Origin of the sequence: Nocardia asteroides, from assembly GCA_019930625.1 — a bacterium.
In the GTDB taxonomy this organism is placed as follows: Bacteria; Actinomycetota; Actinomycetes; order Mycobacteriales; family Mycobacteriaceae; genus Nocardia; species Nocardia sputi.
Genome location: CP082844.1, coordinates 5,423,563 through 5,439,602, shown reverse-complemented (window position 1 = coordinate 5,439,602; position 16,040 = coordinate 5,423,563). Strand labels below are relative to the sequence as shown.

The window sequence follows — 16,040 nt, the reverse complement described above, 5'->3', positions numbered from 1 at the left end:
ATCGCGCAGCGGCTCGGCGCCACCGGAGGCGGGGGGTACGAGGCCGCTCCGAACGCGGTGACTTCGGACGCCGGCCGCGCCCGGTGGATAGCGATCCGACCGGGCGATTCCGCAGGAGAATGTTTCGCGGCGGTTATCGAGACGGACATCTCGACGCTACCTGCACTGACGGGAAAGCCGACACTATAGAGCGCTCTATGTACCACGACCTTTTATCAGTGGCGAGCGTGCAGTTTCCCATTGCTGAGAAGACGAAACCAAAGCTCATGCGCAATCTTTCTTCCGCGAGCAAAGTGACAGGACGATCGTCCAGTCGCGTGCTGACGATTAGCCTGCCAGCCGCTCCGGCTTCCCGCAAGTGATACGCGTACCGCTCTTTGCTCGACAGTTTCGGTGCGACTCCACCGAGCCGCCGAACGGCGAATCGGACCCGGTCTCACAGTGCGGAACGGACGGCGCGAACACTCGGCGCCGAACATCTTTACGCATTGTCATGCGAGAACGCATGCTTAAGTATGCTTATGAGCCTCATCAGCAAACCCCACCCGAGACCTACACTGCCGCTGCGGATCCCGCACAGACCCCGCACCGCAACCGCCCGAAGCACACGGGAACGACTCTGGAACCGCGCCGCTCAGGGCCGTAACAACGACGTTGCTGACAATCGACGCGGCCCCCGCTTCCGGCGAAAGGCTTCATGCTCGGTCCCCGCTGCATAATCTCCAATCGAATCCCCGCAGAACACCCCGACGGCATGGCAAGCACGTACGCCCGTTACCGGAAACTATTGATGAACAAAATGTGCGGTCGAGGCCCGAATCGTTTAAGTGCGGCGAAGATTCTTTCGCGGCCACAATGGAAGAAGTCCCAGGTTGTGCGCACTACTTGCGCTTCGTCGGCACGCCTGCCTGGCATAGAGATATCGTTCAGCGTTGCGTGAACAAAAGTCTCAGTCGCCCTCGGTGGATGTCGCCCGAAGGGCGAACGGTGGCCACGGTGGGATTCGGCAACTGACGGAGGGCGTTCCGGCGACCGAGCGACAGCGGTCAGGTCAGCGCGCGTGACGCTGCTCCTGCCTGCCCGCAGGCAATCGTTCCTGTCTTCGCCGGGCCGTACGGCGGATCGTTGCCGCGGCGGCGGTGTGGCAGCACACAGACCGCTCCCGCCGTCGATATGGTCGCCAATGTCCATGGCTGTGCCGCGGCGTATACGAGCCGGGGGGCGAACCCGGCGATGGGTGCGCGGCTCGTTCAACCGCTTCTCTGTGCAGAAGGATCTCGAATAGCCCTATTCGTCGCCATCACCGCGGAATCACCGACCCGCGTGGCAGCGTAGGTGGGAGGCCGCGATCTGTGAGACGCGGCGGCAGCATCCGCGGCGGGGCGCGCGACGGTCGCGTCCGAACTGGCCGAGCGGCTGTCCGGCCGAGGCGCGGGCAGCTCTCTACTCATCCAGGCTTGTCACACGAAACAGCCGTTGGACGCCTTGCCTCAATGGGGCGGCAGAACGTCGGCAAGGAATGCATTCGCGTCGGAACGAGCGTGCTGCAAGAGTGTGAAATGGGTGGCCGGTGGATAGAACAGCAGTCGGCTATCGGCGCCGCCTTGCTCGAGTTGCTGCTGTAGCAGCATTGTGGTCGGCATCGGCTGCACGGTGTCCACGCCGCCTTGCAGGAGCAGCAGCGGCTGACGGTATCCGGTCGTAGGTACCGCCATGTAGTCGCGTAGCGCTGTAATCAACGCCGGATCGGACAACGGCTTGGAAAACAGATCGCCGAAGGGGCGGCCCGCGACAGCGTCCCCCGCTGACCGCAAGCATCCTTCACCGGCCTCGGCGAGGGCGAGCACCTGTTTCCCCGGTCGCTCAGGTAGTCGGTGACGCGTAGATCCGGGGGCACGTGATCGAGGCCGGCCATGATCATCAAGACCCTGATCTGCAGCCCCTCGGGAAGCGGCACCCGCAGGCCGGGGCCGGAGAGCGTGGCGATCAGGTCCTCGTAGTTGCTCGTCGGGGCGTAGGCCACCGTGCCGCGTAGGTCGAGTTCGGGAGCGTAGATCGGTGACAATCGCGCCGCGAGTAGTGCCGAATGCCCCCCGATGGAATGCCCGGCCAGCACGTACGAGTTCGATAGCCCGAGGTCGTGGGCGCGCCCGGCCCGGACGATGTCGAGCACCGCGTGCCCGGCAGCGCGCCCGGCTAGGTATTCGTAGTGTCCTGGTGCGCCGAGCCCGATGTAATCCGTGGCCGTCACCGCGTAACCCTGTGCCAGGTAGGCAGACAGCTGCGGCGTTTCGTCGAAAGTATCCGCGATCCCGCCCATGAGATTAGGTGCGCAGCCTTGCGCGATACCGCTGGTGGAATGTCCCCATGACACCACTCGCCAACCGCCTGGAGGGGGATTCCCCGCGGGCAGGTAGATGTTTCCGGCACTGATCTGGGGTTCACCGTTCTGACCGGTGGTTCGGTAGACGAGCCGATACCCTTTGCCGGCCGACGGAATCAGCTCGGCTTCCATCAGCGGTCGGAACGACGTTATCGTTCCCGGCCCGGCAGCGGGCAGCGCATCGGCTGCTGACAATCCGGTCACCGGTACCAGCGATACGGCTGCAAGTACCGTCACGATCACGCGCCGCACGGGCAACGTCCTTCTAGACATGGAGTCTCCTGAGTGAGTGGGTCGCGAGAGAAAAGTTCGGATGGTGTTTCAGCGGCCGGCCGCGTAGCCCTGCATCCCGCGAGGATTGGCGGCCGCCGAGAGCACGTTCGTCTCGGGGTCACGAGCGACAGCGCAGAGACGTCCCTCCGACCAGGCGTCGCCCACGGTGATCCGGTGGCCACGCCGGCGCAGCTCGGTGCGGATTTCGGCGCTGATCCGCGATTCCATCGTCACCGCTCCCGGACTCATCGAACGCGGATAGAACGAGCCAGGGAAACTGTCCTGATGCCAATTCGGTGCGTCGACAGCACCCTGCAGGTCCAAACGGCCACGGACGTTGTCGCGCATGACGACCTCCAGGAAGAAATGCAGGCTCCATTGGTCCTGCTGATCGCCGCCGGGGGTGCCGAACGCCAAGATGGGCTCTCCGTCGCGTAACGCCATGGACGGGCTGAGCGTGGTCCGAGGGCGGCGGCCTGGCGCGAGAGAGTTCGGTAGGCCAGGTTCCAGCCAAGCCATTTGCAACCGAGTACCGAGTGGGAATCCGAGTTCCTGCACGATCGGATTCGACTGCAACCAGCCGCCGCTGGGAGTAGCGGCGATCATGTTGCCCCAGCGGTCCACGACGTCGAGGTGGCAGGTGTCGCCACGGACGGTGCCTGTCGCGGCTACCGTCGGCTCCCCCGTCCCTGCAGGAAAACGGTCCGGCACAGCGGAAACGGCATACTCGCTCACCCTCGGCGGCCGGCCGTCCGGGCTTCCGGGCCGCAGCTGGTGGGACGCGTCCGGACTGATCGTCGCTCGGCGCTCCGCGTTGTATGCGGGCGACAACAACGCCTCCAGGGACATATCCGTGCAGTCGCCGTACCAAGCCTCTCGGTCCGCCATCGCGAGCTTCGAGCCCTCGATCAGGGTGTGGTAGTAATCGGCCGTGCCGTGGTCCATCTGTTCTGGCAGCAGGGCCAGCTGTTGCAGGAACACCGGGCCCTGGCTCCAGAGACCGGGCTTGGCGATCGTCCAGCCGTTCCAGGTGTAGGTGGCCGGATCTTCGTAGGTTGCAACGTAGTGCACAAGGTCGCTGCCGTTCAAGGTGCCGGTGTGCCGCTCACCCGAAGTGTCCATGGTGGGCTGTGCGGCGGCGGCGGTCAGCGCTTCGGCGATGAATCCCTCCCGCCATGTACGTCGTGCGGTTTCTATCTGGGCCTCGCGGTCCGCATGTGCGGCCTCGGCTTCGGCGATCAAACGCCGCCAGGTTCGTGCCAGGGCCGGGTTCTTCAGCAACTGTCCCGGTGCGGGCGGCTTTCCTCCTCGCAGGTACACCGCCGCCGAGGTGGTCCACTCGGACTCGAAGAGGCTCTGCATCGCAGACAAGGTGCACCAGACATCCTCGAGCACCGGATGCCCACGCTCGGCGTACCAGATGGCATGGGCCAGTACGTCCGACAGCCGCTTCGTGCCGTAGTCGCGAAGCAGCAGCATCCAGGCATCGAAGGCACCCGGCACCGCCGCGGCCAGCGGTCCGGTTCCGGGTACGAGATCCAGGCCCAGATCGGTGTAGTGCTCGATCGTCGCGCCCATCGGTGCGGGCCCTTGGCCGCACAGTACCTGCGGTGCCCGTCCCGCCGGCGCGAGGATGATCGGAACTTCCCCCGCCGGCCCGTTGAGGTGCGGCTCGACCACGTGCAGTACGAACGCCGCGGCTACCGCGGCGTCGAAGGCGTTACCGCCGTCCTCGAGTATCGCCATCGCGGCCGCCGAGGCGATCCAGTGAGTGGACGAGACCATGCCGAAGGTGCCCTGCAGTGTGGGGCGCGTGGTGAATCTGCCCATTGTGATCCTTCAGAGGAGTTGGTCGTACGAGGTCCTGGGGAATCGAGAACTGATGGGTGGATACGCTGCGTCCGCTCGATCGGTTGGGCGGCGCTCATGAGGTGCTGATCGCGAGGATTTCGCGAGCAGCGCGTTGCCCGGAGTCGACCGCGCCGTCGATGTTCCGGCCCAGCGGGTCGCCGTTCCGGTGCCGGCCCAGTGCAGCGGGCCGGTCGGCCGAGACAGCTGCGATCCGAAGCGCGTCAATGTCGACGGGGTAGTGAAATCTCCGTCGCAGCCGCGAGTCCCCACCACGATGACGTCTGCGAGGTTCGACATTCGCATACATCCAACATCTCAGATACATGATGTATGCGAATGTAGTCTTGTCTGCGTGACTGTCAAGGGACGACGGGCTAAATACACCGAAGCCACCCAGGCCGCCCTCATGGAGACGGGCCGTCGGCTGTTCATAGAACAGCGGTACTCCGAACTCTCCGCCGACGAGATCGCTCGCGCTGCCCGCCTGACGCGAGGCGCGGTGAACCACCACTTCGGCGGCAAGCAAGGACTGTTCCAAGCCGTGTTCTGTACGTGCCAGTTCCCTACGCCGTACAGCCGAGTAGGATCTGCGATCGACCGAGCAGCCAGCCGGAAGATGGCGCGGAAACGGGGGTTCAGCCGACCGGGAGTTTCATCACCGGATGGGGGCCCAGGTCGGTGACGTAAACGTTGTCCGCATTGTCGACCGCCACACCCTGGGGATCTTTGAGTCCGGTGAATGGCAGCTGAGTCGGCGTCGACGCACCCGCCGCCAACCTCACCACCCATTCGTTACCCCAGTCGACGACGTACACGTCTCCTGTCGTGTCGACCGCCACACCCTGGGGATCTTTGAGTCCGGTGAATGGCAACATGGTCGGCTCCGACGCGCCCGGCGCCAACCTCAACACCCGTTCGGTGCCCAATTCTGTGACGTACAGGTTGCCCGCATTGTCGACCGCCACACCCTGGGGATCTTTGAGCTCGGTGAATGGCAACGTGGCTGGCTCCGACGCACCCACCGCCAACTTCAACACCCGATTGTTACCCCGGTCGGCGACGTATACGTCTCCCGCCGGGTGGACCGCCACACCCTGGGGATTCTTCAGGCCGGTGAACGGCAGCGAGGTCGGCTCCGACGCACCCGCCGCCAATTTCACCACCCGATTGTTACTTGTGTCGGTGACGTAAACGTTGCCCGCATCATCGACTGCCACATCCTGCGGGTTCCTCAGGCCGGTGAACGGCAGCGGCGTCGGCTCCGACGCACCCGCCGCCAATTTCGCCACCCGATCGTTACCCATATCGGTGACGTAAACGTTGCCCGCATTATCGACCGCCACACCGGTGGGCAGGGTGACGCCGGTGAACGGCAGCGGAGTCGGTGACGAGTAGGCGGGGGCGAAAGCTGTGGGTGTGGGCGAGTCGCCGCCAGCCGATTCCCGCTGGACACCGACGATGACAGCTACGGCGGTCAACACCGTAACCGCGACCGCGGCGGCCAGCAGCATGGCTGTCTTGCGAGACAATCTGATCCGCCGCTCATCTCGGGCGGCCACGCCCCCTGTGCTGCTGGCCGGGGGATCACCCACCGCGGCGCAGGCCGCCGCGGCCAGCTCGCGCACGGTCTGGTAGCGATCATCGGGATTTTTGGCCATACCCTTGGCAATAACCGCATCGAACGCAGTCGGTACATCGGGTGCAGTGGCGCTGGGACGCGGCGGCGGGCTGTGCAGGTGCTGGGCGATCACACCCTGCATCCCCAATGCGCTCGCGAACGGCGGTCGGCCGGTCAGGCACTCGTGCAGTACGCACGTCAAGGCGTACACGTCCACCCGGGCATCGGCCTTGACCTCCGCGCTGATCTCTTCCGGCGCCATGTAGGCGACGGTGCCGATGGTCTGGCCGACCGTGGTGAGGGTGCGGTCGTCGGCGGCACGGGCGATCCCGAAATCGATCAGCGAGGCGAACTCATCGCCTCCCAGCAGGATGTTGGAGGGTTTGACGTCGCGGTGGACCAGCCCGGCGTCGTGGGCCGCCTGCAGCGCGCCGGCCACCTGTGCGATGATCGCCACTGCCCGACGCGGCGGCAAGGCCCCTTCTCGCCTGATCACCGTGCGCAGGTCGGTGCCCTCGATCAAGCGCATATTCAGATAGAGCCGACCGTCGATGTCGCCGAAGTCATGGATGGGGATCACATGCGGCTCGGTCAACTGCGCCACCGCCCGGCACTCCCGGCGGAACCGCTCGCGAAGCTCCTCGTCCTCGGCGAAGCGTTCAGGCAGCACCTTGAGCGCCACCACCCGGTTGGTCAGCGAATCGTGCGCCCGCCACACCTGGCCCATGCCGCCCTGACCCAGCAACGACAGAAGCCGATAGCGTCCGAACGCCTCCGCTGGCCGAGTGGCGTCCCCACCACCCAATATCGTGTCATTCATTGTGCCGTCCCATGGCCGCCCGACTGGCAAACGTGTACTCGATTTGTTCCAACTCCCGCCCGAGCGGGTGCCTCACACTGGTTGTTGTAGCCAGGCCGGACAGTCGAGAGTCGGCGCTATCGGCGGCGGGCGAATTCCCAGCCATGCTCATGCCGGCGAGTACGCGGCTGGGCACTGCCCGCCACCGGTGCGAGATGCGGATCGTGCCCAGAAATCCGCCGACAACCTGTCGCAAATTCAGTGTACCCCGGACGCATACGACCGAATTCGTGATGCCGACCGGCCGGCACCACTCGGAGCCGGGTCATCTTCCATAAAAGCCTTTCCGGCAGCCAACCGATTTCCAAACAGCTTTCGCGGTACTGCTTCCGGAACGAATTCGGGGCTTGATCCGGGATGGTCACGCTCGGCGGGGCCCTCCCCCTGCGCTGTGGTTCCGCGTCCTGGGAAGGGGAACGGCCTCGATGGACCATCGAGGGTTGCAACTTGAGTTGAACTCAACTTACCATCCGATCATGGGCAAGACCGCACGCGGAAGCGCCGCTCGCCAGAACCTGCTTCAGGCAGCCGCGGATGAGCTGAGCGAGACCGGGGAGTTGGAAGTCGCGGCGGTGGCACGCCGCGCCGGTGTCAGCACCGGGCTCCCGTACCGGTATTTCGGGACCCGCACCGGACTGCTGATCGCGGTGCTCGAGTCGTTCTACGACCGGCTCTGCGATGCCGCGGCGCTGCGTGAGTACCCCGAATCCAATTGGGCGGCACGGGAACAGCACCGCATCCGGGACTGGGTGGCTTTTCTCTACGGCGAGCCGCTGGCCCCGATCGTGCTCGGCGGTCTGGTCGGCGACGGCGAGGTCGCGGCCGCGCACACCGCGCGGCTGAGCATGCTCATCGAACTCGGCGCCCGCAACATGGCGCGCGCCCAGCACCACGGCGAGATCCCCGCCGATCGTGATCCGGAGTATCTGGCCGCCGCCACCCTCGGCGGCACCAACGCCGTGGTGTCGGTCGCGCTCACGCGCACCCCCCGTCCTACTCCGGAGTCCGTCATAGCTCAGCTCTGGGCCTTCGTCTCCGGAGCAGTCGGACTCACCGACAAGAGAGGACACACACCATGAATTACGAACCCGCCCCTACCGGCACTGTCACCGAACTCGAGGACCTCGGCACCGACCTGGCGGGGCAGCACAAGGCCACCGAAAGCGGCGGCGCCACGGTCGATCCGGCGGTGGTCGATGCCGACATGGCCGCCCTCGAACGCGACGGCTACGTCATCCTCGAAGACCTGATCAGCACCGAGGACTGTGCACGTATCCGCGAGTCCGCCGCAGAACTGCTCGATCACACCGGCCGCAACATCTTCGAAGGGCAACGCACCCAACGCCTCTACAGCGTGCTGGAGAAAACCCGCGACTGCGACCGCCTCGTCGACCATCCGCGGGTGCTGGCCCTGCTCGACAGACTGTTCCTACCGAATTACCTGCTGTCCCAGCTACAAGTCATCAACATCCTGCCCGGCGAGAACGCGCAGCTGCTGCACCACGACGATGGGTTCTATCCGCTGCCTCGGCCCCGCCCGCCGGTCGGGGCGGCCACCGTGTGGGCTATCGACCCCTTCACCCGAACCAACGGCGCCACTGTCGTCATCCCCGGCAGCCACCTGTGGGCCGACCGGCGGCCCACAGCCTCCGACTCGATCGTCAGCGTAGAGATTGCACCAGGGTCGTGCGTGTTCTTCCTCGGCACTCTCTGGCACGGCGGCGGCGCCAACCGCTCCGCACATCCACGACTGGCCGTGACCGCCCAGTACTGCGAACCCTGGCTGCGACCCCAGGAAGCCTTCACCCTGTCCACCAGCCGTGACTGCGCCCGCACCGTCTCCGAAGACATCCGCCGCATGCTCGGCTACAGCATCCACCCACCCTTCATCGGCCAAGTCAACGGCATGCACCCCAAACGCCTACTCGAAACATCTCGAACTCGATGACGGGGTTGCCACCACTGTCCCGTCCGGGCACAGGGGTACTCCCCCCGAGAAGGCGGCGCTTGCTCGGGTCGCGGTCACCTGTGGCTCCGATGACGACGATGACGTCGCCACCGAACCGGTCGAGCCGGACGACAGCGCTCAGCGACGGACGCGCCGCCAGCTCCGGGAGCGGCCCCCGGTACCGGCGCGCGCGCTGGTACCGAATCCCGCGAGGTGCAGGGTGATCAACAACAGTCCGAGGGTGACGAAGGTACCGCCGGTAATGGCCTCACCGAAGGTGGCATCCGCCAGATCGAAAATGAGCGCGAGACCGAATGCTACGGCTGCGGCGATGGCGAGCATGAGAACCTCCTGATGTCCGTCGGAAACGATGACACCAGAGCAAGTCATCGAGTTCCTCTGATGCGCATACCCGCAAACCGCGTCAACACACAGTTTTGACGCGATCGGCCGACACAACCTGCTACGACCTGAGCTATCCGTGCCAGAAGCCACGGTGCCACGCAGGCCGATCCCACTCGGGCGCACACCACCCTCGACCGCGACGGGCTCGCGCGCGTTGAGGCCCGGTTCGCGTCCTCGCGTTCGAAGTTGCCGAGAATCAGGCCGAATCAAGCACCGTCACAGCATCGGTGTCCAGTACTTCGGCGCGCCCCAGAGGCAGGGTTGCAGCGGCGATGTGAAGGTCGCCTTGGTTCAGGTCGAGCATCAGCGCCCCGAGGGTTGTTTGCAGCCGGACGCGCAACTGGTCGGGTATGCAGTCCATGGTGGCAATCCGTTTGCGGTAGTTGAGGAAACTGTGGCATCCGATCGCCTTGATTCCCGCCCGGCGGGCGCTGGCGACAGCGTCGGCCAATGTCCACGATGCGTTTTCGGCGGGCTGGATGATGTCGATGGCGTCGAGGTGTCGTGACCGGATCTGTTCAGGGAAGAACTTCGCTGCGAAGTGGCGGTAGAGAACATATTCCGAAGCACCGGTCCATTTGGTGTGTTCAATCGTCGCCGGGAATGCCTTCCAGAACGGTCGCTCATGCTGATTCTCGACTCGCCGAGTCAGATCCGTCAGGATTTTCCTGTCGAACACCATGTGATGTTGCATTCCGCTGTATGGGTCGACCGGCCGCCACTCGGCAAGCAGCCGGGTCGCTGCGGTGATCGCGGAGTGGCGGGCGGGGATCGCATGTTGACGCGTGCCGAGGCGCCAATGCAGTGGATAACCAAGTGCCAGACAGGATGTGCCATCGCCTTCGACGAACACGACATCGTCGACGAGCGTGTAGTCCGCGTCGAGGACCAGGAGGTGCTGGACCGTACTCGGCAGGATGCGGAAGCAGTTCAGTTTGATCAACTGCTGGCAGTACCAGGACGAATTGTCGTGATCACCGCCTGCCGCGCGCAGGGTCGCCCCGATCGAGGCCGGTGTCGGCGAGACCCCTTCCTCATCGATCCACTGCAGCACGTGGTCGGTCCGCACCTGGACGCGGAGTCGCGCGGACCCGACGACATTCACCGATCGGATCGGATTACGGCAGTGTGTTCTCAGTCCCGTGAGACAGGCATCGAGGCTGGTCAAATCCTTGGCCGCTACCGGGATCATGACGTCGATCGCCGGCAGGTACACAGTTTCGGTGGTCACGTTCAGGCTCTCCCTGGCTGATCGTCGCCGGTAACTATAGCCAGGATTCGTGGGTTGGCGGTCTGGTCGATGAAGATGTTGGTGATGGTCAGAGTGCTCGCCGCTCGTTCTCGCCGATCATGCCATGGAAGCGGATCGCCTCCAGATCGCGTACAGCCGAGGGGTTGGCGTGAACAAGCGCCATCGGAGCAGGTTCGCGAGCACGGACACCTCGCGTGCTCGCGGTCGGGACCGCAGTAGGCGTCCACCACATAGCAGTGGCCGATACGGCCGGGGTCGCAACGGATACTTCCACGTCGTCCAGCACGGGCGGCTGCGGTGACGGCGCGGGTCCGCCCCCCTGCAAGTAGGGGCACCCAAGGTGGTAACCGGTGTGAGGTGGGGGCGATGAGCCAGGTGGAGTTCGTCGAGAGCGGAGGCCGGCGTGGGTCGAGGTATGAGAAGCATTGCGATGGCCGCCATTACGGTGGCCACGTCGATGCTCGGGGTCGGTGCACCGGTGATGGCACAGGCCGAGCCGGACGGGCTGAGGCATTGCGCGGTCAGCAGTGGACGGGTCCCCGAAACGGCGACACCGGAGGAGGTCGGACTCGATTCGGCGGCGCTGCGCCAGGCGGTGGCCCTCGCGGCGGATTCGACGCGCACGACGCTGCAGATCTTCCGGAACAATTGCTTGATCGCGACCGGTCCCGACAACGCACGGGCCGCCGGTGTGCCGTGGAATCTATGGAGCAGCACCAAGAGTGTGGTTTCGATGGTGGCCGGGATCGCGGTGGACGAGCAGCGGCTGCGGCTCGATGACCCGATCGGCGCCTATCTGCCGCCCGAGCTCGGTGATGCCGGACATCGCGCGATCACGGTGCGGAATCTGCTCATCGAATCCAGCGGCATGCGGGTGGCGGTGGCCTCCGAGGGCATCACCGGGCTGGCGCAAATCGACCCGAATGTGGTCGCGCAGGCGTTGGCGATGCCGATCGATCAACAGCAGGGCACCGAGTGGCGCTACAGTCAGCGCGCTGTCGATCTGCTCGTATACGTCATCCAACGTGCGGTCGGCGAGGACTTCCAGACCTACGCTCAGCGAAAGCTGTTCGATCCGTTGGGCATTCCGCCGACCGACTACTTCTGGGGGCGTGACCGAAGCGGAAACACCTATGGCTACGCGCATCTCCTGCTGCCACCGGACGATTTCGCCAAGCTCGGCCTCCTGCTCACCAATCGCGGCCAGTGGGGCGGTCACCAAATCATTTCGGGAGACTATCTCGCGCAGGCCGGCCGGCCCACCCCGACGAACCCCTGCTACGGCTTCCTGTTCGTCGTGAACGGGCCGGACTGCGCCAATTACTTTCCTGGTCTGCCGCCGGATGCGATGCAGATGTCGGGGATGATGCGCCAGGACAACTTCGTCGTGCCGAGCCTCGGATTGATGGTCAGCTGGACCGGCGTCACGGTTCCGGGCAGCGCGTTGAGTTTCCCGCACGACGTCCTGCGTGCCGTCGGCTCCGCCTTCCGGCAACCCCGCATACCCGCCGCGGCACCCTACGAACAGCAGGCGAATACCCAACTGTCGGATCCGATGATGTCGAATCCGGACGCGACCCTCGCCGCACTCGGTATCGGCCCGATGGCCTACCCGGGCTGCAACCCGCTGTCCTGCCTGGGCAAGCCCATGTCCACGCCGCTCGCGAATTGGCCACCGGGCTGCTTCATCCTCGCCTGCGTCGGCCCGCACCCGGCAACCCCTGGAATTCGGTAGCGGCGCCACATGTTCACACTGGGCCGCCGAGACCGAGGGATTGATGATGCAGCCGAGCCGGTCGGCGTCGTGTTGCGTGAGTTGCGCACCGACGACACCGAGATGGACCCCGCCGCTTCCCTGCCCCGGCTGTCTTGGTGCTGATGCTGACGTGGAGCCGCCGCAGTGGGAAGAGGCACCATCCGAGCGGAAACCGTCGCTGATCCAGTTCCGTGGAAACGCGTACGTCGTTGAGCCCCAATGTGTCACGCTGCGGGCATGGCTTTCTCGCGGGCAGATCGCATGCGCGTGCTGGTGACCGTCAACCAGTTCGAATCCCACTTTCGGGGGCTGGTCACACTGGCCGACGCGCTGAGCAGGCACGGCCACGATGTCCGCGTTGCGGCACCCCAGAAGTGGGGGGCCTGGCTGCACAGCAACTACGGCGTCGAGACCGTAGACGTGGGAATACGGTGGGCCGACCGCGAGTTCGATGCAGCGATTTTCGGGTGTCTGCTCGACCGGGACATAGACGCGTTCGACCGGATGTACATGACGGAGTTCCTCGGTGACCGTATCGCCTTGCGTGTCGCGGAAGACGTACTGGACCTGTCCCAACGGTGGCGACCTGATGTCGTCTTGCACGAGTGCTCGGAGTTCGGCGGTTACCTGGCCGCGGAGGTGCTCGAAATACCCCACGTCACGGTGGACATCGGCCCGCTGCAGCTTGTGCGAAACCTCCACGAAGACCTGATCCGACCCGCTTTGACCACGCAACGGGCCAAACTCGGGCTTCCGGAAGAACCGCCGACGCCAGGAATCCTGCGACATCTCACGGTCTCCCTGACGCCGAGAGAATTCAATAACGCCGATCTCGACACCCCATTGGTCCGTTACCGGCACGAACCACCGGTACGGCACAATGATCAACTGCTCCCGGAGGTGTTCACCTCGATGCCTGGCGATAGGCCGATCGTTTACCTCTCGCTAGGATCGATCGGCCCCTTCTCACCGCGGTTCAGGGATCGAATGACCGAGATCTACGGGGAGGTCTTCGCGGCTTTGGCCGTGCTCCGGTGTACCGCGGTCGTCTCGCTGCCGTCGCTGTATCAGGACAGATTCCGATCGCTACCAGCACACATCCATGTCCTGCCGTACGTCCCGCAGTCCCTCGTATTGGCGAACGTGGACCTGTTCATCACACACGGTGGATTGAATTCGATGCGCGACACGATAACCTACGGAGTCCCGCAGCTGGTACTTCCCTTCTTCGCCGATCATCCCGGAAATGCACGACGCTGCGAAATCCTCGGCACCGGCATCCACCTCGATCCCATGACCGTCACCGCCTCCGATGTTCTCACCGCCTGCCGGCGAATCCTCGACGACCCCACCTACCAGCAGGCCGCGCGAGAGCTCAAGCGGCATATGTGGGCACTGCCGCCACAATCCGCATTTACCGAAGACCTCAGAGATTTCGTTCCAGGCTTCTCGCACCGGGAGAAATAGAGTGAACGATAGAGACGATCTGATCACGATTATCCGACGGTTCCACAATTCGCAGACCGAGAATCACTTCGTCGCAGGCGTCACCGAGATCCAATCATCCGGCGCCTGCCTCGACGACGACGACAGGGTCGCCGTCCTCGAGGCCGCGCTGGATATGCGTATCGCGGCGGGAATCCTGGCACATCGATTCGAAAGAGAATTCGCCAGAAAAATGGGTCTCCGCAAGGCGCGACTCACCAACTCCGGCTCTTCGGCGAACCTGCTCGCAGTCACCGCATTGACCGCCCCGGAACTGGGCGACTCCCGGCTGTGCCCCGGGGATGAGGTGATCACGGCTGCCGCCGGCTTCCCGACGACAGTGAACCCGATCCTGCAAAACGGGTTGAAACCGGTATTCGTGGATATCGATCCCGCCACATACAACACGACACCTGAAGCCGTGGAGGAGGCAATCGGCCCGAGGACCCGTGCCGTGGTACTGGCACACACACTCGGTAACCCGTTTGCGGTGGCGGAGATCTCCGCGTTGTGCGCGGAGCACGGCATGTTCCTGATCGAAGACAATTGCGATGCAGTCGGCTCGACATACCGGTCACGAGTTACCGGCACCTTCGGCGATCTGGCCACCGTCAGCTTCTACCCGGCACATCATTTGACCACAGGTGAGGGCGGATGTGTGCTGACCAACGACCTGACCACAGCACGCGTCGTGAAGTCTCTGCGCGATTGGGGACGCGACTGCTGGTGTGAGCCGGGCGAAAGCAACAGATGCGGGAAGAGGTTCACCCAGCAGCTGGGCTGCCTTCCCTACGGATACGACCACAAGTACATCTATTCGCATATCGGCTACAACCTGAAGACAACAGATATCCAGGCTGCGCTCGGGCTCTCCCAGCTGGCCAGACTGGACGATTTCTGCTCCCGTCGGCGTCACAACTGGCGTCGGCTTCGCGAAGGCCTGGATGGGATCGACCATCTCCGCCTGCCGGAACCGACCCTCGGTAGCGATCCGAGCTGGTTCGGATTCGCCCTCACGGTGCTGCCGGACGCGCCTTTCGGCCGCATCGACATCGTCAACTTCCTCGAACACCGCAAAATCGCGACCCGTGGCCTCTTCGCCGGAAATCTCCTCCGCCATCCGGCGTACTCGAACATCGAGTGCCGAATATCCGGCAGCTTGGCGGCCAGCGACTACGTCGCCGACAACACCTTCTGGATAGGCGTGTACCCCGGAATAACCGACGAGATGACCGACTACATGGTCGCCTCGATCCGAGAGTACGTTTCGGGCTACCGAGACTCCCCGGTCCGGCTCGTGCCGATCTCCCGCGAGGACAAGCGGTGAACAGGTTGGTGGTCACCGGTGCCGACGGACTGCTCGGCAGTGGGATAACAAGGGCGACGAGCCCGTTTCGTCGCGCTGATCGACAGGTGCTCGGGTTCGGATCGAAAGAACTCGACATCACCGATGCAACAGCGGTGAACGACACCGTCGGCCCCGGCGATGTCGTCATCAACTGCGCGGCCTACACCGGCGTAGACGCCGCCGAGATCGAAGCCGATAAAGCGTTCGCGGTCAACGCGGTCGGCCCGGGACTGCTGGCCCGAGCCTGCGCGAAGAGTGGAGCGCGACTACTGCACATCTCGACCGCCTACGTCTTCGACGGGGCGGCGTCGAGTCCATGGGAAACCTGGTCGCCGACCGTCCCGTCGAGCGTGTACGGAAGATCCAAGTTGGCAGGTGAGGAGGCCGCCCGAGCAGCGTTGCCCGATGTGCGGATCGTCCGCACCATGTGGCTGTACTCGGGGACCGATCGGGATTTCCCGGCCGCACTCGTGCGGAGATGCTCCCGAGGCGAGCGCGTCGCGGTCGTCACCGACCAGATCGCGTCCCCCACCTACGTCGACGATCTCGTGTCCGCACTGTTCGACCTCGTCGCGCACCCGAATCCACCGCACCTGCTCCACGCGACCGGAGGCGGTGCCGCATCCAAATACCGATTCGCTCGTGCGGTCGTCGAAGCGGCGGGACTCGATGCGGATCTGTTGCGGCCTTGCCGGACATCGGAATTCCGAGATGCCGCAACCCGGCCGCGGAATGCCGTTCTGTCGAACGCATCGTGGATCGGAAGCGGCCTTACGCCCCTACCCCACTGGCGTGACGGACTCCGTCGCGCTATCAGAGCTGCAGTTCGTGACGTCCGGTCGTGAACGGTCGGAATCTTCGA

At 64.6% G+C, this 16,040-nt stretch carries 10 protein-coding genes and 2 pseudogenes; 6 read left to right on the top strand and 6 right to left on the bottom strand.

All coding sequences use genetic code 11. From position 1 onward, the window contains the following. Positions 1–1,490: 1,490 nt before the first annotated feature. From K8O92_24945 to K8O92_24935, 3 genes and pseudogenes are all read right to left on the bottom strand, one after another. Positions 1,491–2,656, bottom strand: a pseudogene (locus K8O92_24945) (lipase family protein). Positions 2,657–2,704: 48 nt separating this feature from the next. After that, entirely contained in the window at positions 2,705–4,486 is a 1,782-nt protein-coding gene (locus tag K8O92_24940; GenBank protein ID UAK31074.1) for a gamma-glutamyltransferase, read from the bottom strand. Positions 4,487–4,580: 94 nt separating this feature from the next. Continuing rightward, a pseudogene (locus tag K8O92_24935) lies at positions 4,581–4,771 on the bottom strand (FAD-dependent oxidoreductase). 10 nt (positions 4,772–4,781) lie between these two features. On the opposite strand from K8O92_24935, the gene K8O92_24930 reads away from it, so the two are divergent. Then, complete coding sequence (locus K8O92_24930) at positions 4,782–5,189, top strand: TetR/AcrR family transcriptional regulator (GenBank protein ID UAK31073.1); 408 nt, start codon at positions 4,782–4,784, stop codon at positions 5,187–5,189. On the opposite strand, the gene K8O92_24925 is transcribed toward K8O92_24930, so the two are convergent. After that, positions 5,143–6,945: a protein kinase gene (locus K8O92_24925; protein UAK31072.1), complete on the bottom strand. Its 1,803-nt coding sequence runs from the start codon at positions 6,943–6,945 to the stop codon at positions 5,143–5,145. The two genes, K8O92_24930 and K8O92_24925, sit on opposite strands and share 47 nt — an antisense overlap. Positions 6,946–7,460: 515 nt before the next feature. Here K8O92_24925 and K8O92_24920 point away from each other — a divergent pair. Together K8O92_24920 and K8O92_24915 are read left to right on the top strand one after the other, a co-directional pair. Further along, positions 7,461–8,063, top strand: coding sequence for a TetR/AcrR family transcriptional regulator (locus tag K8O92_24920; GenBank protein ID UAK31071.1), 603 nt, complete (start codon positions 7,461–7,463; stop codon positions 8,061–8,063). Beyond that, positions 8,060–8,932, top strand: coding sequence for a phytanoyl-CoA dioxygenase family protein (locus tag K8O92_24915; protein ID UAK31070.1), 873 nt, complete (start codon positions 8,060–8,062; stop codon positions 8,930–8,932). The genes K8O92_24920 and K8O92_24915 overlap by 4 nt, the downstream gene beginning before the upstream one ends. Before the next feature lie 138 nt (positions 8,933–9,070). Here the strand turns inward: K8O92_24915 and K8O92_24910 are convergent, their stop codons facing one another. Further along, positions 9,071–9,274: a hypothetical protein gene (locus K8O92_24910; protein UAK31069.1), complete on the bottom strand. Its 204-nt coding sequence runs from the start codon at positions 9,272–9,274 to the stop codon at positions 9,071–9,073. 259 nt (positions 9,275–9,533) lie between these two features. Further along, positions 9,534–10,568: a DUF6492 family protein gene (locus tag K8O92_24905; protein ID UAK31068.1), complete on the bottom strand. Its 1,035-nt coding sequence runs from the start codon at positions 10,566–10,568 to the stop codon at positions 9,534–9,536. A 451-nt stretch (positions 10,569–11,019) separates the two neighbouring features. On the opposite strand from K8O92_24905, the gene K8O92_24900 reads away from it, so the two are divergent. From K8O92_24900 to rfbD, 3 genes are all read left to right on the top strand, one after another. After that, positions 11,020–12,324 (top strand): beta-lactamase family protein, encoded by a 1,305-nt coding sequence (locus K8O92_24900; protein UAK31067.1) that lies wholly within the window; start codon positions 11,020–11,022, stop codon positions 12,322–12,324. Between the two features lie 1,333 nt (positions 12,325–13,657). Then, complete coding sequence (gene rfbH / locus K8O92_24895) at positions 13,658–15,157, top strand: lipopolysaccharide biosynthesis protein RfbH (GenBank protein UAK31066.1); 1,500 nt, start codon at positions 13,658–13,660, stop codon at positions 15,155–15,157. Continuing rightward, entirely contained in the window at positions 15,154–16,023 is an 870-nt protein-coding gene (gene rfbD, locus K8O92_24890; GenBank protein UAK31065.1) for a dTDP-4-dehydrorhamnose reductase, read from the top strand. Before rfbH ends, rfbD begins: the two co-directional genes overlap by 4 nt. The last annotated feature ends 17 nt before the right edge of the window (positions 16,024–16,040 follow it).

What these genes read in the sequence shown, in the direction of transcription:
- K8O92_24940 (UAK31074.1), bottom strand. Translation starts at nt 4,486, where the DNA reads ATGGGCAGATTCACCACGCGCCCCACACTGCAGGGCACCTTCGGCATG.
- K8O92_24930 (UAK31073.1), top strand. Translation starts at nt 4,782, where the DNA reads ATGACGTCTGCGAGGTTCGACATTCGCATACATCCAACATCTCAGATA.
- K8O92_24925 (UAK31072.1), bottom strand. Translation starts at nt 6,945, where the DNA reads ATGAATGACACGATATTGGGTGGTGGGGACGCCACTCGGCCAGCGGAG.
- K8O92_24920 (UAK31071.1), top strand. Translation starts at nt 7,461, where the DNA reads ATGGGCAAGACCGCACGCGGAAGCGCCGCTCGCCAGAACCTGCTTCAG.
- K8O92_24915 (UAK31070.1), top strand. Translation starts at nt 8,060, where the DNA reads ATGAATTACGAACCCGCCCCTACCGGCACTGTCACCGAACTCGAGGAC.
- K8O92_24910 (UAK31069.1), bottom strand. Translation starts at nt 9,274, where the DNA reads ATGCTCGCCATCGCCGCAGCCGTAGCATTCGGTCTCGCGCTCATTTTC.
- K8O92_24900 (UAK31067.1), top strand. Translation starts at nt 11,020, where the DNA reads ATGGCCGCCATTACGGTGGCCACGTCGATGCTCGGGGTCGGTGCACCG.
- rfbH (UAK31066.1), top strand. Translation starts at nt 13,658, where the DNA reads ATGTTCTCACCGCCTGCCGGCGAATCCTCGACGACCCCACCTACCAGC.